At 44.5% G+C, this 18,975-nt stretch carries 14 protein-coding genes; 8 read left to right on the forward strand and 6 right to left on the reverse strand.

Annotated elements, in window-relative coordinates; genetic code table 11:
• Positions 1 to 24: 24 nt before the first annotated feature.
• Positions 25 to 2,355, reverse strand: coding sequence for an LPS assembly protein LptD (lptD, locus tag AB4384_RS11830; RefSeq protein WP_372129598.1), 2,331 nt, complete (start codon positions 2,353 to 2,355; stop codon positions 25 to 27).
• 149 nt (positions 2,356 to 2,504) lie between these two features.
• Between lptD and djlA the strand changes: the two genes are divergently transcribed.
• Together djlA and AB4384_RS11840 are read left to right on the forward strand one after the other, a co-directional pair.
• Positions 2,505 to 3,359, forward strand: a complete 855-nt coding sequence (gene djlA, locus AB4384_RS11835; RefSeq protein ID WP_017061385.1) for a co-chaperone DjlA — start codon at positions 2,505 to 2,507, stop codon at positions 3,357 to 3,359.
• Between the two features lie 57 nt (positions 3,360 to 3,416).
• Positions 3,417 to 3,962, forward strand: a complete 546-nt coding sequence (locus tag AB4384_RS11840) for a DUF924 family protein (RefSeq protein ID WP_017061386.1) — start codon at positions 3,417 to 3,419, stop codon at positions 3,960 to 3,962.
• Between the two features lie 95 nt (positions 3,963 to 4,057).
• On the opposite strand, the gene AB4384_RS11845 is transcribed toward AB4384_RS11840, so the two are convergent.
• The 5 genes from AB4384_RS11845 to leuA form a co-directional block, all read right to left on the reverse strand.
• The gene (locus AB4384_RS11845) at positions 4,058 to 4,840 is read right to left on the reverse strand and encodes a DUF547 domain-containing protein (protein WP_017061387.1); all 783 of its coding nucleotides are present in this window, start codon (positions 4,838 to 4,840) and stop codon (positions 4,058 to 4,060) included.
• A 156-nt stretch (positions 4,841 to 4,996) separates the two neighbouring features.
• The gene (leuD, locus tag AB4384_RS11850; protein WP_372129599.1) at positions 4,997 to 5,599 is read right to left on the reverse strand and encodes a 3-isopropylmalate dehydratase small subunit; all 603 of its coding nucleotides are present in this window, start codon (positions 5,597 to 5,599) and stop codon (positions 4,997 to 4,999) included.
• A 14-nt stretch (positions 5,600 to 5,613) separates the two neighbouring features.
• The gene (gene leuC, locus AB4384_RS11855) at positions 5,614 to 7,026 is read right to left on the reverse strand and encodes a 3-isopropylmalate dehydratase large subunit (protein ID WP_372073167.1); all 1,413 of its coding nucleotides are present in this window, start codon (positions 7,024 to 7,026) and stop codon (positions 5,614 to 5,616) included.
• 117 nt (positions 7,027 to 7,143) lie between these two features.
• The gene (gene leuB / locus AB4384_RS11860) at positions 7,144 to 8,235 is read right to left on the reverse strand and encodes a 3-isopropylmalate dehydrogenase (RefSeq protein WP_017061390.1); all 1,092 of its coding nucleotides are present in this window, start codon (positions 8,233 to 8,235) and stop codon (positions 7,144 to 7,146) included.
• 98 nt (positions 8,236 to 8,333) lie between these two features.
• On the reverse strand, positions 8,334 to 9,881 hold the full coding sequence (gene leuA / locus AB4384_RS11865) for a 2-isopropylmalate synthase (protein WP_017066940.1): 1,548 nt from the start codon (positions 9,879 to 9,881) through the stop codon (positions 8,334 to 8,336).
• Positions 9,882 to 10,449: 568 nt separating this feature from the next.
• Between leuA and AB4384_RS11870 the strand changes: the two genes are divergently transcribed.
• From AB4384_RS11870 to leuO, 6 genes are all read left to right on the forward strand, one after another.
• On the forward strand, positions 10,450 to 11,109 hold the full coding sequence (locus tag AB4384_RS11870; protein WP_372101346.1) for a TetR/AcrR family transcriptional regulator: 660 nt from the start codon (positions 10,450 to 10,452) through the stop codon (positions 11,107 to 11,109).
• Complete coding sequence (locus AB4384_RS11875) at positions 11,109 to 12,446, forward strand: efflux RND transporter periplasmic adaptor subunit (protein ID WP_372129600.1); 1,338 nt, start codon at positions 11,109 to 11,111, stop codon at positions 12,444 to 12,446. Before AB4384_RS11870 ends, AB4384_RS11875 begins: the two co-directional genes overlap by 1 nt.
• The gene (locus AB4384_RS11880) at positions 12,443 to 15,550 is read left to right on the forward strand and encodes an efflux RND transporter permease subunit (RefSeq protein WP_372129601.1); all 3,108 of its coding nucleotides are present in this window, start codon (positions 12,443 to 12,445) and stop codon (positions 15,548 to 15,550) included. Before AB4384_RS11875 ends, AB4384_RS11880 begins: the two co-directional genes overlap by 4 nt.
• 287 nt (positions 15,551 to 15,837) lie before the next feature.
• On the forward strand, positions 15,838 to 16,362 hold the full coding sequence (locus AB4384_RS11885) for a phosphatase PAP2 family protein (RefSeq protein ID WP_136982218.1): 525 nt from the start codon (positions 15,838 to 15,840) through the stop codon (positions 16,360 to 16,362).
• A gap of 54 nt (positions 16,363 to 16,416) precedes the next feature.
• A complete protein-coding gene (locus tag AB4384_RS11890) occupies positions 16,417 to 17,472 on the forward strand; it encodes an MJ1255/VC2487 family glycosyltransferase (RefSeq protein WP_372129602.1) in 1,056 nt (351 codons plus the stop codon).
• A gap of 346 nt (positions 17,473 to 17,818) precedes the next feature.
• Positions 17,819 to 18,778: a transcriptional regulator LeuO gene (gene leuO / locus AB4384_RS11895; RefSeq protein WP_137001755.1), complete on the forward strand. Its 960-nt coding sequence runs from the start codon at positions 17,819 to 17,821 to the stop codon at positions 18,776 to 18,778.
• Positions 18,779 to 18,975 lie beyond the last annotated feature (197 nt).

The following is an 18,975-nucleotide window of genomic DNA, read 5'->3' on the forward strand; positions in this document are numbered from 1 at the left end:
CTGATTTCTTATCAGTAAAGAAAATTAGTTGTTTAAGAAGAATGGGCGACCGTAGCTCAATGAGTTATCAGAACTGCTATCCCCAACAGCGCCTGAATCAGAGCCTAAGTTAGTACCAAAGCCGATAATACCGAAATTCACACCAAAGTTATTTTCATATTCAGGCGTGACATTTGGATCACTAATGTTATTTGTCAGCTGGTTACTATACGTAAATCCGATATACCAACAATCCGATTTATAGTTCAAGCGAGCCAACCATTCTAGATTTTCTTGTGTGGTTAAATCATAGAAATATTGAGCACTGGCATTCCACTTCCGCGAAATCTGGTAAGCACCAAGTAAGCCTGCTTGTGAGATACCATCTCTAGTTATGGATGATACGTCAAAATCTACAGTTTCATTTATGTACTCTTCTGTTACATAGCGGTAGTTGGTTTGTATATAGCCGCCGGCAAAACGGTACTCAATGGTACTGTTAGCAAGTTGCATCGAAGATGAATCAATGTCGTATTGCACACCGCCATGGTAGAAAAGGTAATCATCGTAGTTGAAATCCATTTCAATAGCCCAAGACGAATAATTAGTTTTCTTATTAGAGTCGTCGTTGTCTAAAGTCTGTTTTGTATCTTTATCAAAATAGAAAATTTGACCAAAAGATATGTTTAAGCGCTCTCGGTACTCATCATCAAAAAAGCGAGATGATGCGCCATAGCTAATTTGATTTGCTGACGCAATGCGGTCTACACCACTGTATTTACGGCTTCTAAATAGGCCGTAGTAATCGGTTTGTAACAGCGTAGTATCATAAAGACCAATATCGCTTTGATCCTCTTCAGGAACATACAGGTACTGGACTTGAGGCTCCAAGGTTTGAGTATAGTTACCTACAATCGTGGTATCTCGCTCCAGAACAATACCAGCGTGGCTTCTAAATTCAGGGATAACTCGACTTACCGATTCTTCTAAATCTTTGTACTCGTCACTTGTTGTATCAACGCCATCAAGATCCTGTTGGTAGTATGTACCAAGTAATCGTGCTTCGGTTGTCCAAGTGCCCCAAGTGTTACCTACTGGGATTGTAATACCAGGTTCAACGTGAACACGAGTGGCTGATGGTTTGCCTGATGCGTCGGTATCGAACATTGATATATGACTGATTAAGTCAAAATCTAGGTAATCCATTACCTCTGGAGCATAGTAGTTATACTCGAGTTGTGGCATTAGACGATAAGGCAAGTTATTGCTGGTGGTAAGAACTTGGAAGTCTCGAACAAGTACAGACGCATCCCAATTTTGAGAACGGTATGTTGCTTGCCCTTCTTGAAGCAGTTGTCCATCTTCACGGTTACCGATATTTGAGCTCATGTCCGAAAAGTAGTCAATATCACTGACTTTAGAGTAATCAATTTCGAATAACCAAGATTGTTGGAATATTCCTGAATGTTCTAGTTGGAAACCCCAACGATCGCCTAGATCAGTGTACTTTTGATCGTCTGGTAAATATTCAGACTCGATACTACCGGAACCAAAATCGCTTAAATATCTGAATTTACTGTTGAGTTGAGTGCCACGCTCTTGCATGTACTTGAAGGTAGTTTCCAAATCGTAGTCTGGTGCTAAGTTCCAATAAACAGGAATTTCAGCTTCAAAACCATCGCTTGAACCATACGAAACTGTTGGGTACAAGAAACCGGTTTTACGTGTATCACCCACCGGTACTGTTAAGTAAGGTAAGTAAAAGACGGGAACACTTTGGATTTCAAAACGTGGATTATAAAAAGTGGCTTGTTCTTCGTCTTGGTCGACACTGATGCTCGATGCTCTTAGACGCCAAGCATTATCGCCGATAGGGCAAGAGGTAATGGAGCCATCTTCAATCTCATAAACCGCTTTACCTGTTTTTGCTATATAAACAGCATCTCCGCGACCGGGCTCGCAAAGGAATTCGTAATCGGTGTTCTCAAGCGTCATTTCATCTGTAGTCAGATTATTGGTCGCTCTGTCTGAGATAGATTTGATTTGACCATCACTAAAGTTTACGTTGCCTTCAGCTACAACGATATTTTCTTGTTGGTGCAGGGTTACGTTATCTGCAAGGATGGTCTTGTTCCCTTGCGTAACGACTACGTCACCTGAGTATATTGCCTTGTCACCATTGATAGCTTCTAAGCGATCTGACTCAACATGAGCGGGTAGCTGTGTCTCGTTTTCTGCAGCGGGCTCGATCAAGCATTGATCTATAGAGGGCATTTCCTGCACACTACTATCGGTGATTGTTTTAGCTTGAGTTGTCGACACGTATAACGCCGTACTTATAGACGCGGCTAACAAGGTGCGGGAAAAAGATTGCATGAAGTTGAACTATCCTGTGTCACTAGATGAAGGGTTGATCTAGTATCAATCCAATTAATAAAGCATTTTCCTTATGATAAAGGAAATAATAGCATTCAGCATCATCAGACAGCATTACTCAGATAAAATTCATAGATAGAGAACACATAATGCAAATATTTGGCAAAATTTTGGGCGCGTTTTTTGGCTTTTTATTTGGAGGGCCACTCGGTTTAGTTTTTGGTCTGTTTTTAGGACACCAATTCGATAAAGCTCGCGGATTGAACCAATCAGGCTTCAATAGCTCTGGTTTTGGTCGAGGTCCAAGCCAAGCAGAAAGACAGAACGAGTTTTTTAAATCCGCTTTTGCGGTTATGGGGCACGTTGCTAAAGCGAAAGGGCAGGTAACGCCAGAAGAGATTCAACTCGCTTCTACCATGATGGAGCGTATGAACCTGCATGGCGAACAGCGTAAAGCAGCGCAAGATGCATTCCGTGACGGCAAAGAGAGCGACTTCCCTCTGAACGACGTACTTGAGCGAGTTAAAATCTCATCGGGTGGTCGTTTTGATCTTCTGCAGTTCTTTCTAGAGCTTCAGGTATCTGCCGCATTTGCGGATGGAAGTTTGCACCCGAGTGAACGTCAAGTTCTGCATAAAATAGCGCAAGGGCTTGGGTTTTCGGCAGCACAACTAGAACGCCGCTTGCAGATGCAAGAAGCTGCGTTCCGTTTCCAACAGCAAGGTGGAAGCTTTGGTGGCCATCAGGGGCATGGGCAATCATCAGGTTGGCAACAGGCTTCGCAACAGAACCAACTTGGCGACGCATATAAGGTTCTTGGTGTGAGTGAAAGTGCTGACGGTAAAGAGGTGAAGAAAGCCTACCGCAAGCTGATGAATGAACATCACCCAGATAAACTGATGGCGAAGGGCTTACCGCCTGAGATGATGAATGTTGCGAAAGAGAAATCGCAAGAAATTCAGAATGCTTATGACCTGATAAAGAAAGTAAAAGGTTTTAAGTAATTGAACACTAAACCGAGTAATAACAAAGTTACTCGGTTTTTTATTAAAGGGAATTATATGACGGTAACGTATCAGGATGTTCTAGAGTTTTGGTTCGATGAGTTGACGCCTAAAGATTGGTTTACTGGCGGCGCCGAGATTGACACTTTGATAGAGTCTCGATTTTCTGAATTGCATAAAGCAGCCATTCAAGGCGAGCTATTTGAGTGGCGCCAAACTGCGCAAGGACGATTGGCTGAGATTATCGTACTTGATCAGTTTTCTCGAAATATTGGTAGAAAAAGTCCGACAGCATTTTCTGCTGATCCGATGGCGTTGGCTCTAGCCCAAGAGGCGGTAGCGGGTGGTTTTGATCACCAGCTTAACGAGCAACAGAAAAGCTTCCTGTATATGCCTTATATGCACAGTGAATCTTTGTTAGTCCATGAACAAGCCGTGGAACTCTTTTCTCAAACGGGATTAGAGCATAATCTGGACTTTGAGTTTAAGCACAAGGTTATCATTGAGCGATTTGGTCGCTATCCGCACCGTAATGAGGTGTTAGGGCGAGCTTCGACTCCCGAAGAGATTGAGTTCTTGCAGCAACCGGGCTCAAGCTTTTAATTGTAGAAATACGGTCAAAGAATTGAGAAGAGGCTAGAGGTTAATAAAAACCTCTCGCCTCTTTTTTACTTTAGTGATCAACTTTAGCCTTAGAGCTAGTTTGCTTGGTTGAGCGACCAATCGTATTCATAACTGATGTTTTGAGTATTGGTTACTGCTTCAATTCGATATTGTTCTAAGTGCTGAATAAGCTGTTTCTTCGTACCAAAATCCACAGCAAACCATTCGTAAATCGATGATAGTTGAAGCTTATTGTTTGTAACCATCACGCCTTTGTCACTGCTTACAAACTCAGTTGCAGCTTGCTCTAGCAAGGCTTCAGTATTTTTAGAGGTAAAAGCGTCAGGTTGTAAGTTAGGGCAACCTAGGCTGGCACAGTTCACTGCATAATGCGTGCGAGGATCTTGCCAAATTGGTCTTAGGATTCGGTGTTCAATGTCATTGAGTGTCAGTGATTTCCCATTAACGACTACCACATCATCTCCCCACGGACCGAAACTAAATAGTCCGCCAAGTTTAGTTATGGATTTGATCGGGTAGGCATCAAGAATCAAATCGACAGTCACGGCGTTATATAGATTAACCCAGTAGGCATACTGCTCCGCTTTTGAATAGTTGAGCGGATTCACCTGTTCGAGTTGCTTGATGTATTGCTTAAGTTTGGTCTTATCGGCAGTGTTCACCGCTTTATAGCTAACTAACGTATTTTGCCCCTGTTTAACCAAGTAGCTATCGAGGAATTGCTGCCAATCTTGATGAGATACCTGTTCTAGGTTGGTTTCGTCGCTTTGCTTCCAGTATGGCCAAAGATCGGATTTAGGCGCAGACCAAGCTAAGGTTGAGAAAAGTAGGCTGACAATAAAAAGTAGTTGTTTCATGGCATTCTCCTGATGACTGACTACTAAGACCTTAAGGCTTACCATTTTCTTTCATTGCTCTTCATTTAAATAAACATATGAAGTTAAGTTAAAAGCTTAGCCAAATAAAAAAGGTTGGCACTTGGCCAACCTTTAGATTTATTCAGAAACGTCTCATTATTTTAGGAAGCTAGGAATCTTAGCTTCAAACTCTGAAATCTTATCGGCGTGTTGAAGTGTTAGGCCGATGTTATCTAGGCCATTCAGTAAGCAGTGACGACGGAACTCATCAATTTCAAACGAGTACTCTTTGCCGTTCGCGCTGACTTTCATTGCTTCTAGATCAACCGTAATTTCTGCACCTTCATTCGCTTCAACGAATTGGAATAGCTCATCCACTTCTTGCTCAGTCAATCGAACTGGCACCATTTGGTTGTTGATCGAGTTACCGTAGAAAATGTCGGCAAAGCTTGGTGCGATCATTACTTGGATACCGTAATCGGCAAGCGCCCACGGTGCGTGTTCACGAGATGAACCACAACCGAAGTTTTCACGAGCTAAAAGAATTGAAGCGCCTTGGTAGCGAGCTTCGTTCATTACAAAATCAGGGTTTGTCTGTTGGCCTGCATCGTCTAGGAAGCGCCAATCGTGGAACAAGTGCTTACCAAAACCGATGCGGTTTACTTTCTGTAGAAACTGCTTTGGAATGATCGCATCAGTATCGATGTTGGCCGTATCTAGAGGAACGACTAATCCGGTGTGTTGTTGAAAACCTGACATGTTAAATCCTCTAATTAAAGTTCACGAATATCGACAAAGTGACCAGCGATAGCCGCTGCGGCTGCCATTGCTGGGCTAACTAGGTGCGTACGACCATCACGGCCTTGGCGACCTTCAAAGTTACGGTTTGATGTAGAAGCACAGCGCTCTTGTGGACCTAGACGGTCGTTGTTCATCGCAAGACACATAGAGCAACCCGGTAAACGCCATTCAAAGCCTGCTTCTTTAAAGATTACATCTAAACCTTCAGCTTCTGCTTGTGCTTTAACTTGCTCTGAGCCCGGAACGATCAATGCTTGAACATGTTTCGCTACTTGGCGGCCTTTCGCTACCGCAGCGGCTGCGCGCATATCTTCGATACGAGAGTTAGTACAAGAACCCACGAACACTTTATCTACGTTGTAATCAGATAGAGATTTACCGGCTTCAAGACCCATGTAAGCCAGCGCTTTTTCAGCTGATGCTTTTTCTACAGGGTCTGCGAAGCTTTCTGGTGCAGGGATTGGTGTGTCTACTGAGATAACCTGACCTGGGTTGGTACCCCAAGTGACTTGTGGTTTGATGTCTGCCGCTTCTAATGTAACAACTGCATCGAATTCTGCATCAGCATCGGTTTTTAACGTATCCCAGTATTCGATTGCTGCTTCTAGGTCTTCGCCTTCTGGAGAGAACTTACGACCTTTGATGTACTCGTATGTCGTTGCATCTGGAGCGATTAAGCCTGCTTTAGCGCCAAGCTCGATTGCCATGTTACATACTGTCATACGACCTTCCATCGTAAGGTCGGTAATTGCCTCACCACAGAATTCAACTACGTAGCCAGTACCGCCAGCAGCCGTTGTTTTACCGATGATCGCTAGCACGATGTCTTTTGCAGTGATGCCAGGAGTAACCTTGCCTTTTACTTCGATCTTCATGGTTTTAGCGCGAGCTTGTTTTAGCGTTTGCGTAGCTAGAACGTGTTCCACTTCTGAAGTACCGATACCAAATGCTAGTGAACCAAATGCACCGTGTGTAGCCGTGTGCGAGTCACCACATACGATGGTCATGCCCGGTAGCGTAATACCTAGCTCAGGACCCATTACGTGCACAATACCTTGGTATTTGTGGTTTAGATCGTAAAGCGTGACACCAAACTCTTCACAGTTCTTCGATAGCGTTTCCATTTGGATACGAGCCATCTCACCAGAAGCGTTGATGTCTTTAGTTTGTGTCGATACGTTGTGATCCATGGTCGCGAAAGTCTTGCCAACTTGGCGAACTTTGCGGCCTTTCTCACGCAAGCCATCAAATGCTTGAGGTGACGTTACTTCGTGAACTAAGTGACGATCGATATAAAGAATTGGTGTTTCGCCCTTCGCTGCAACCGCAACGTGAGCGTCATAAACTTTTTCGTATAAGGTTTTTGCGTGCTGGTTTGTCGACATAGCTTTTCTTCCTTGGGAGCATCAGTCCCAGTGTTTGTTTCGAGCCAAGTCATGCGGTTTACGCTGACTTGGCTTGATATTATTCTTATGTACTTGCTTCTAATCGGAGCCTTTAGCTTATGAAGCTAAGATGTACTCAGCGATCTTGTCACCCATTTCAGAGGTAGTCAGCGCTTGGTTTTTGCCAGCAAGGTCTGCCGTTAGCTCGCCTGCAGAAAGTGCTTTAGAAACCGCTGCTTCGATGTCTTGTGCTGCCGCTTCTTCGCCTAGGCTGTAACGAAGCATTAGGGCTGCAGAAAGGATTTGCGCGACTGGGTTTGCGATGTTCTTACCTGCGATATCTGGTGCGCTGCCACCTGCTGGTTCGTATAGGCCGAAGTTGCTTTCATTTAAACTTGCAGAAGGAAGCATACCCATAGAGCCAGTGATCATTGCGCACTCATCAGAGATGATGTCACCAAAGATGTTTGAACATAGCATTACGTCAAACTGAGATGGGTCTTTGATTAGCTGCATGGTCGCGTTGTCGATGTACATGTGGTTTAGCGTTACATCTGGGTAATCTTTTGCGATCTCTTCAACGACTTCACGCCATAGGATAGAGCTCTGTAGAACGTTCGCTTTATCGATTGAGTAAACATTTTTGTTACGTAGGCGTGCAGATTCAAAAGCAATCTTTGCAATACGTTCGATTTCGTAGCGGTGGTAAACCTCTGTATCAAAAGCTTTTTCAGTTGCGCCTTCGCCTTCACGGCCTTTAGGTTGGCCGAAGTAGATACCGCCTGTTAGCTCACGGACTACCACGATGTCGAAACCGTTACCTGAGATGTCAGCACGTAAAGGAGAGAAAGACTCTAGACCTTTATGGATTTGAGCTGGACGTAGGTTACAGAACAGTTGGAAGTGTTTACGTAGAGGAAGTAGGGCACCACGCTCTGGTTGGTCGTTCGGTGGAAGGTGTTCCCATTTAGGACCGCCAACAGAACCAAAAAGTACTGCGTCAGATTCTTCACAGCCAGTGACTGTTGCTTCTGGAAGTGGACAGCCGTGGTTATCAATTGCAATACCACCAACATCATACTCTTCGCGAGAAAAGCTAATCGCGTGCTTCTTTTCGATCGCGTCTAGCACTTTATGCGCTTGTTGCATTACTTCTGGGCCAATGCCATCACCAGGTAGTACGGCAATTTTGTATGATTTATCAGTCATGTTAATCCTTTAATTCTTTGTTACTGAGCTATTTAGCTCGTTTTAAATTTTGTCCCTAAAGCCAATAACATCGGCTCTAGGGCTCTGTTATTGGGTGTTTAAACTGTTGCGATTCTTTGCTGTTTCATTTCAGCAATGGTGTCTGCGCGTTGAATGCTATTAATAACGTGCAGTAGCGCCTGACCAGAGGCCTCAACGATATCCGTTGAAACGCCTGTACCGTGGTACTTGCGGCCTTTGTAGTTCGCAATAATATCAGCTTGGCCTAAGCCATCTTCGCCTTCACCTTTCGCGGTAAGGTCGAATTTATCCAATGCAATTTCGTAACCCGTTAAGCGGTAGATACATTGGTATAAAGCATCAACCGGGCCGTTACCGACAGCCGCTTCGCATTTCTCTTCATCACCACATTGCAGCTTGATGCTGGTGGTAGACATAACACTACCAGATTGTACGCTTAGGTAGTTAAGTTTATAGAAGTCATCTTCGTCACGTAGATTTGCGAAGTGCATTAGTGCTTCTAGGTCGTAATCGAATACTTGGCCTTTACGGTCAGCCAGTTTCAAAAAGTCTTCGTACAATGAATCTAGGTTGTACTCATTGTCTTTGTAGCCCATTGCGTCCATGTGGCTCTTAACGGCTGCACGACCACTGCGGCTGGTTAGGTTCAATGCTTTGTTTTTCAAGCCAATAGACTCAGGAGTCATGATCTCGTAAGTGTTCTTGTTCTTAAGCATGCCGTCTTGGTGGATACCTGAAGAGTGGCTGAATGCGTTAGCACCGACGATTGCTTTGTTGTCTTGAATTGGCATGTGGCAAAGCTGGCTAACCAACTTACTGGTACGGTGAATCTCTTGATGATCCAAACCAGTATGAACACCTAGTAACTCTTGGCGAGTTTTGATGATCATTGCGATTTCTTCTAAAGAACAGTTGCCCGCACGCTCACCGATACCGTTAATAGTACCTTCAACTTGACGAGCACCGGCTTGTACCGCAGCAATTGAGTTAGCAACCGACATACCCAAGTCATCGTGACAGTGAACAGAGATGATTGCTTGGTCGATGTTTGGAACGCGATCAAATAGCGTTTTGATAATGCCACCAAACTCGTTAGGTACTGTGTAGCCCACTGTGTCTGGAATGTTGATGGTTTTCGCGCCCGCGTTGATTGCCGCTTCAACCATACGACATAGGTTATCGATAGGCGTACGACCTGCATCTTCACAAGAGAACTCAACATCGTCTGTGTAGTTGCGCGCATGCTTTACCGCTTTTACTGCCATATCGACAACATCGTCGTAGCTACGGCGTAATTTATCTTGCACGTGAACCGTTGATGTAGAAATGAAGGTGTGAATACGGAACTGCTCAGCGACTTTTAACGCTTCTGCAGCGGCATCGATATCCTTCGCTACAGCACGAGAAAGTGCACAGATTCGGCTGTCTTTAATATTTTTTGCGATGGTTTGTACTGACTCAAAGTCGCCTGGTGATGACACCGGAAAGCCCGCTTCAATAACATCTACACCCAGTCGTTCAAGTGCATAAGCGATCTGTAATTTCTCTTTTACCGTTAAGCTTGCAGCCAACGCTTGCTCGCCATCACGTAAGGTCGTGTCAAAAATTATCACTTGATCGTTCATGGGTGCTTCCTTATATCGATAATGAATCGATTGCTATCCAAATTATTATTAAGAATGATGTTCTTTTAAAAGTGCCAGTTACAAAAAAACCCGCTCAGCGCGGGTTTTAATATTTGTGTAGTTCTTGACCCACAACTTACCCGCGCGATTGGTTCACGATAAGGAGAAGTTTCAGCAGTCGAGAAGAAGAAAAAATCATTACACAAATATCCGTAAATAAACTGTTAACACCATATTTACCGCAATTTATTCTGAGCGTCAAACAAGAAAATCCAATATCAGCGTGCTTTGGCGGTGTTTTTTTTTGGTTTGTGCTGCTTGCGTGTTGTTTGCTGGTGTTATCAGCTGATTGAGTGTTTTGTACTGGGCGGTTAGTTTATCGTTTGGCTTATGTGTAGGTTAAAACTTTGTAGTAAATCTTTTTGATGGAACGATTCACCAAAAAAATCACAAGCGTGACCAAATTAATTAATCACTTGATTAAATAGTGAGTAATTAATCTTCTACTGTTACACCTGTTTATCTCTATAATTAATCAGATGATTAATTATAGAGATGGATTTTTGCCATGACGGCACGAAAAGCGGGGCGACCTCAAAAAAACTTAGATGTTCGACAGTTATTGATTGAGCATGCTCGTGATCTGTTTGTCGTTCAAGCATACGACAAGGTCTCGACGCGCCTGATTGCTGAGCGTGCGGGTGTGAATATAGCGATGATCCGCTATTACTTTGGTAGTAAGGCTGGGCTGTTTGAAGCGATGCTGCGTGAAACGCTACGACCGATGCAATTGCAGATGCAGAGGTTGGTTGAAGAAAGCAGTCATGAGAACTTTCTTGATTTAATGAGGACTTACTACAAAGAGATGGTCAAGGTGCCGAAGTTTCCTCGCTTGATAGCCCAAGTGATGAATATGCCTCCCTCTGAAGTGCAAAGAGAGTTGCTCGAAAAGGTTTTCCTCGATGTTGCAAAGCCAGCCCAAGATGTCATTTTTGAAAAGTTGGTTGAACAAGGCATCTTAAAACAGAACATGGATCCAAAATTGTGCCGTATTTCGTATGTAAGCTTGATGGTGTTTCCTTTCATCGCTCCGCCGCCTTTATTGGCAATTCATGGGATTGAGATTAATGAAGAATTTCTTAATCGTTTAATCGAACACAACATTCAATTGATGACTGAAGGCTTTATTAACGCACCGAGCCCTTCTTCCGTGCAGGACCAAAGATAATGAAAATAAATAAAAAACTACTCTTCTTTCCAGCACTTGCGGTTGGTGTTATTGGCCTTGTCGCCGCGATTAACTTGAAGCCGGATCTTCCAACCAAACCTGCGGGTGATAGGGCTCGCTTAGTTGATACTGTGAGCCTAGAACAACAACTGATAGCGCCGTTAGCGGTCGGCTTTGGCAAAGTAGTGCCTAAAGTTGAATGGAAAGCGATTGCTGAGGTGACAGGACAGATCGTGTATCGACATCCAGATCTTGAAAAAGGCCAGGTGATCCCTGCAGGAACGGTCGTGCTCAAGGTTGATCCATTGGATTACGAATTGAAACTGATACAAGCAGAGGCGGATCTAAAATCAAGCCAAACCTCATTAGCGAAATTGAATCAAGAAGAAGACAACCTTAATCAGACTCTTAAGATCGAAAAGAATCGTTTGGTGATCAGCAATAAAGAGCTACAACGTAAACAGGATCTGCGTAAGAAAGGGCTCACCTCTCAATCGGATGTCGACCTGCAACAACAAAGCGCATTGTCTCAGCAGAAGTTGGTATTAGATATCGCGAACCAAATCGCGTTGATGCCAGATGAAAAGCGTGTTGCGGAAGCGGTGATTAAGGTCAACGTGTCTAAGGTAAAAGAGGCGCAGCGCTCTCTCGATAAGACCACCATCATTTTGCCAAGAGCGATGAGAATTGCTCAAGTTGATATCGAACAAAACCAAGTGGTTAACCTTCAGCAAGAGATGTTTGTTGCTCACGGAATTAATGTCATGGAAGTGGAGGCGCAACTTTCTATTCACGATATGCAAACTTTAGCCTCGAGCTTTAATCAATTCCCTCGCGATGCAGCAGGGATCCCTAATCCTTATGAAGTGCCAATCAAAGCGACGATTCAACTTAACAGCGGCAACCTGAAACTGAGTTGGCCTGCGAAGGTGGCAAGAATCAGTGAGACGGTTGATGAAAACCAAGCGACAGCCGGAATTATTCTTGAGATCGCTCAAGACTATTCACAACTGCAGCCAAGCAATGCGACCCCTTTGGTCAACGGCATGTTTGTAAAAGCTGAGATTGAAGGTGTCGCCAATCTAAGTTGGGTGGTTCCAGAGCGAGCATTGCACGGTGACAAGGTTTACCTGATGGATGACAATCAGCGCTTGCAAGTAGTGAATGTTGAAGTGCTTTATCGCAGAGATAACCAAGTGATTGTGAGTGGCGAGCTACAAACGGGAGATAAATTGGTTCTTAATGACGTCCTGCCAGCCATCGAAGGCATGTTACTGAAAGAGTCGAACTCTACAGAGGTTAAGCTTGAATCTGATACTCAGGAGAGTGCGTCATGATCAAGTTCTTTTCTAGGCACCCAACAGCTGCAAACTTGTTGATGCTTGGGTTATTGATCATGGGTATAAGCTCGTTATCAACCATCAAGCGTGAAACCTTCCCCGCTTATGATCCGCCTTATATTATGGCTGCCATCGTTTATCCCGGTGCATCACCACAAGAAGTGGAAGAAAGCTTGTGTGTACGAATGGAAGATGCCGTCGATGGCCTAGCTAACATTGAAGAGACTCAGTGTGAAGCCATCGAAGGTAGCGCACGTCTAATTCTGAAGTTGAATGAGAAAGCGGATATCGGCCGAATGCTGGTGGATGTACAAACTCAAATCAACTCTATCAATGACTTCCCGACTGAGATTGAATCACCTGTTGTTCAAGAGCTGGATTGGAATGAACCGGTTGTTGATATCGCCATCACAGCAGAAACATCGTGGCCGGAGCTTAAGGCCTACGCTGAAGACCTCAAGCGTATCATGAAGCTTGATTATGATGTTTCACTGGTCGATGTTAGCGGCTTCTCTGATCATCAATACCGCGTTGAACTGGATACTCAAGCGATTCGCCAGCTGGGTTTGAGTGTCGGTGATATCGCAGACCAGATTGGCCGTCAGAATGTAAAACTGCCAAGCGGTAACGTTGAAACACCAGACAAGAATTTTCTGATTCGTTTTGATGAAAGACGAATTACACCTGTTGAGCTGGAAAGTATCGTGGTTGGATCTGCGCCCAATGGCTCTGTGATCCGTTTGAGGGACATTGCAAAAATAACCGACCGCTTTGAGCTTGATGAACAGAAGGTGTTGTTTGATGGCAAGCCATCGGCTCTGTTGAAAATCAGTAAGAATAAAGAAGATGATGCGTTACGAATCAAAGAGAACGTGACGCGATTCGTTGAAGATCAAAGCGCTATTGCTCCTGATGGCGTGACACTACAAATGACCAACGATCTCTCGTCGGTACTTTGGGATCGCCTTACTATGATGGTTCGCAATGGCTGGCAAGGTATTGTGCTGGTATTTGCCACCATGTGGCTGTTCTTCAGCTTACGCTATTCATTCTGGGTTGCGGCTGGCTTACCGGTTGCCTTCCTTGGTGGTTTATTCTTAATGGCGAACTTAGGTTTATCGATTAACATTATGTCGCTGGTCGGACTGTTGATGGCGATTGGTATCATGATGGATGACGCCATCGTGATTGCCGAATCGATAGCGTCCCATTTAGACCGGGGGCAAAACGTTGATGATGCGGTGTACAACGGCGTTAAGAAAGTGCTTCCCGGGGTCTTATCTTCTTTCTTAACTACGGTGTGTATTTTCGGTAGCTTGTTGTTCCTCGATGGAGAGATGGGCGCGGTGCTTAAGGCTGTTCCTCAAGTATTGATTTTGGTGCTGTCGTTGAGCTTGATTGAAGCCTTCCTGATTCTGCCTAATCACTTGTCTCATTCATTACACAAAGAAAAGAATGACAAGCCAGCGCTGCGCTTCAAAGTTGTGTTGTTAGAGAAGTTTGAGAACTTTCGTAATACCACTTTGATGAACATGGTTGAGAAAGTGGTGACATTCCGCTACGCCTTTATGGGCGGAGTGCTGACCCTGCTGTTGCTTTCGGTAGCCTTGATTGCTGGTGGCGTTGTTAAGTTCCAACCTTTCCCTGAGCTTGATGGTGATATTGCCGAGGCGCGTATCATTCTTCCGCCGGGGGCGTCACTGTCTCAAACCGAGATAGTGGTCGATAAGATTGTAGCATCAGCCGAGCGTTTAAATGCGCAGTGGAGCGAAGAGGTCGAAGAAGGCAACACCTTGGTTGAGCACATTACTAGCCAATTTAATGCCAACGCAGATGCCAACGAATCTGGTCCGCACTTAGCTACCGTGCGCTTAGACTTACGCGGAGCTGAGAGCCGTAACACGGTTATCGATGATTTTATTGATGCATGGCGAGAAGACATCGGTGACTTGGCTGATCCTATCTCGTTAGTTTTCAAGCAACCGACCATGGGACCGGGCGGCCGTGCGATTGAGATTCGTGCTAAGCATGATGACCTGAGCGCATTGAAATCGGCTTCTTTGGATATTCAGGAATACCTTAATCAGTTTGATGGCGTGCACGGCGTGCTGGATGACATGCGTATGGGTAAAGAAGAGATTTTGGTGAAGCTGCGTCCGGGCGCTGAGACCTACAATGTGAATGGACAGATGATCGCTTCCCAATTACGTGCGGCTTTCTTTGGTCAGACAGCGGATGAGATTCAAATCGGTGTTGAGAATATCTCGATTGAAGTTCGTCTTGATAAAGAACAAGCGGGTGATTTACAGCAGCTGGCTAACTTCCCAATCATCACTGCAGACGGCAGTCAGATTCCATTAGCAACATTGGCAACGTTAGATTTTCAGCGTAACTATGTGCGAATCCAACGTATCGATGGGTTGAGAACCATCAGTATCTTTGGTGATATTGATAATAAGAAAGCGAGTTCATCCGCGATTTTGGCTCAGTTCCAAAAAGATGAAGCCGCCAAACTTATTCAGAAGTACCCGGGTTTACGCTTTGATTTCGAAGGGGAGGCCAAGGATGCAGCCAAGACTGGCGCTTCGATGGGCAAAGGATTCTTGCTCGGCTTATTCGGCGTGTTTGCGATTCTTAGCTATCAGTTCAGAAGCTATTTAGAGCCTGTGGTCGTGATGTTAGCGATTCCACTCGCTTTTATTGGGGTGGTCGTTGGTCACTGGATACTTGGCCATTCTTTGAGTATGCCAAGCATGATGGGCTTTGTGTCGCTTGCCGGTATTGTGGTTAATGATTCCATCTTGTTGGTGCAGTACATTCGTCACCATGTCGATGAGGGAGATAGCGTGCATGACTCGGTGGTGAAAGCCAGTCGCGAGCGTTTCCGAGCGGTATTCTTGACCTCAATGACGACTGCGGCAGGTTTGCTACCGCTGTTGACGGAAACCAGCTTACAGGCTCAGGTTATCCAGCCACTGGTTATTTCGATCGTATTCGGCATATTTGCCTCGACCTTATTAGTATTGTTTATGATCCCAGCGGCCTACGCGATATTGGCGGATTTCGGTTTGGTGAAAAAGCACGAGCCATTAGCGCTATAACTTTTAGTGCTATAGCCTTTAGCGCTATTATCATTAGCGAACGCTATAACCATTAACACGATAGAAGTAGCGTTTGCTTGCTTATATAAAGAAGTAAAAACATAGAAGAATAAAGCGGCCTTGGGTCGCTTTATTTTTATCGACAGTTTCTAGGCCTCATCAGCTTGCTTAGCGAAAGCGGTCAATTCGCCTCAAAATTCATTTTAGTTCATTCAAAACGTCACTTAACTGTCATTTCAGGAGCATAACTTGAGCCTTAACTGAATAAGGATTGTTAAGGAGATTGTATGCGTACTATCGAACCTATTGTCCGCTGGGATGTGGCATTTTCTGTTTTCTGTTTAAAGAGCCGTTATAGCGGACAACAGGCGACACTCAGTAAGGCGGTGTCTCATACTGGAGATGGACACCTTTATGTTTTGATTGCCTTGATTGCACTGCTGGTCGATAGCAACACCGGTCGAGACTTTCTTTTGGTGGGCTTAACCGCCTTCGCAATCGAACTGCCTATTTACTGGTTTGCTAAAAATACCCTCAAGCGCCGTCGACCAGCTGAATTCTCTTCACTACTTCACTCTCATATTGTGCCATCCGATAAATACAGTCTGCCTTCAGGGCATTCCGCTGCTGCTTTTGTTATGGCGACCCTAATCGGGCATTTCTATCCGAGCTTGTACCTCTTTAGCTTGGTGTGGGCAACTGCGATTGCAGGCTCTCGAATCCTGCTCGGTGTGCACTTTTTAACGGACGTACTGATTGGCGCAGCCTTGGGCATCGCTTGTACCAGCCTAGCTATCAGCTTCATCCTGTAATTATTTTGTTGGCAACCACTGCCGAGCTTAAGTGGTAAATTTAAAGGAACATGCATGAAAATTTTATATGGCGTACAAGGCACAGGAAATGGGCACATCGCTCGAGCGAGAGCAATGGCCGTCGCTTTTCGTCAGCAAAATATTGATGTCGATTTTCTGTTCTCTGGGCGAGATGAGAGCAAATACTTTTCGATGGAAGCGTTTGGCAACTATCAGACCCGCAGCGGCTTAACTTTTTACAGCGAGCAGGGGCAGGTTAAATACGGCAAAACATTCATGAAGAACAACATCTGGCGATTTCTCCGTGAGATTAACCAGATCGATCTTACGGCTTATGACTTAGTGATTAATGATTTTGAGCCTGTCACTGCATGGGCGGCTAAGAGACAAGGTGTGCCATGCATTGGGATAAGCCACCAGAATGCGTTTCGTTATGATGTACCCAAAGAAGGGGGCAACTGGATTGAACATTCAGTGATTCAACATTTCGCCCCAACCGAGCACTCTATTGGCTTGCACTGGTATCACTTTGAACAGCCTATATTACCGCCTATCGTTCACACGCTGGTTGGTGATCAACAAACCAAAACAACACAAGACTTTACGTTGGTCTATTTGCCATTTGAGGATCTTGAGTCGATCTCAGAGCTGCTGATGAAGTTCATTTCGCACAACTTTGTCTGTTACCACCCGGATGTTATTGAGCACAGCCGAGTCGAAAATATTGAGTTCAAACCACTCAGTCATACTGGCTTCCAATTCGACCTCAATCAGTGCTCTGGAGTGGTCGCAAATGGCGGCTTTGAATTGCCATCTGAAGCCCTCACTTTGGGGAAGAAATTGCTTCTCAAACCACTCGAAGGGCAGTTCGAACAACAGAGCAATGTGGCGACGCTAGAGGCTCTTGGATTAGCTCAAACCATGAGCTTTTTAGATGCGGCTATCTTGCGTACTTGGCTCAGTGAAAAACAGGCTGAAGTGGTCACCTATCCAGACGTGGCAAGTGCACTCGTTGAGTGGGTATTAGCGGGGAATTGGTCTAATCAAGATGATTTAAGAAAGCAACTTTGGGACAAGGTCGACTTTCCAAGTTATGCATCGCTCACCTAACTCATAAGTGCTATTTCTGAATTGACCGGTTGAACAATTCACGAGTTCAATAAATTGTAACAAATGTAACCAAACGATAGAACAGCTAAATAAGTCGAAATTAAACTCATAAGTGACGCATTTTATGTTTTTTTATAACTCTATAAATAATTGATTTTTAGATGTTGTTTAATCATTAAGGTAAAATAAAATTATTCTTTATCAATCTTGTTGGTAGCTCGAGATGCATTGGTTAATAGTAATGTCAATCCGAAAAACATCGGTCTGATAAATATAAGAATTAGTGGTTATCTATTCTCATACCATTACCAATTTAACGCTGTCGAACCGACAAGAGGCAACTTGAATGTTAGATAAGAAAGACGCAATGAGTGCTATTGCAAGCTACAGAATGGAAAGCACACTTCGTGGAGTCGACTTAAATCTTTTGACTGTATTTGATGCAGTTATGCAAGAGCAAAACATTACACGTGCAGCTCACAATCTGGGTATGTCTCAGCCTGCTGTAAGTAACGCTGTTGCTCGTCTAAAAGTGATGTTTAACGACGAACTATTCATGCGCCAAGGTCGTGGTATTCAACCGACTCAACGTGCTCGTCAGTTGTTTGGTCCTATCCGCCAAGCGCTACAGTTAGTACGCAACGAACTACCAAGTTCTGTGTTCTCTCCAGAGTCGTCTTCTCGCCTGTTCAAACTTGCGATTTGCAGCCCTTGTGACATGCGTTTTGCACCTAAGATTATGTCGACAATTAACGAGCAAGCACCAAGCGTTAAACTGCACATGGACGCTGAGTTCGATCGTCAGCTTTCTGAGCGTATGCGCTACCAAGAAATCGACTTCGTGATCGATTACGCTCGCTTTGATGAGCAAGGTTTCTCAAGCACTGAAATCTTCCAAGATGAGTTGGTTGTTGTCGCTTCTGCTTCTCACCCACGCATTAACGGTGAAGTAACAGCGGCAGAGCTGCTTAACGAAAAGCACGCGAAATTGTCTCGTATCCACGGTCAACGTAGCTTCTCTGAGCAAGCTTACCGTGACCTAGATTGCACGCCTTTCTACGAAGGTACGAGCTTGAGCAACGTTCTTTACGTTGTAGGCCAGTCTGAACTAGTAACAATTGCTCCTCGTTGGATGGTAGAACATGCAGCAAACAAAGAGCAGCTTCAGATTCTAGATTTCCCATTCGATAATGCGGCGATTTCTGGCTTCCTAAGCTGGCACGAATCAAGTGAAAAGGATAAAGGACACATTTGGTTACGAGATCAGTTAATGATGATCTGTGGCGAAGTAGTGGCGCTTAACTAAGCACTAAACTCTATGATTTATAAGCCCTAAGCTGGGAGTCTGGCTTAGGGCTTTTTTATGCGCGCTATTTTAGTAGGTAGAAAACTAAGCGTTAGACGTACTATTACTTATAACTTTGAGTTTCATCAGTTGCCTTTTCCATGATCAGAGGTACACTTGTGCGCTCAAAAAAGCTTACAGGTGTAAGCCTAAAGGTA

It is taken from the genome of Vibrio sp. 10N.261.51.A4, from assembly GCF_041471945.1.
GTDB classification, from domain to species: domain Bacteria; phylum Pseudomonadota; class Gammaproteobacteria; order Enterobacterales; family Vibrionaceae; genus Vibrio; species Vibrio crassostreae_C.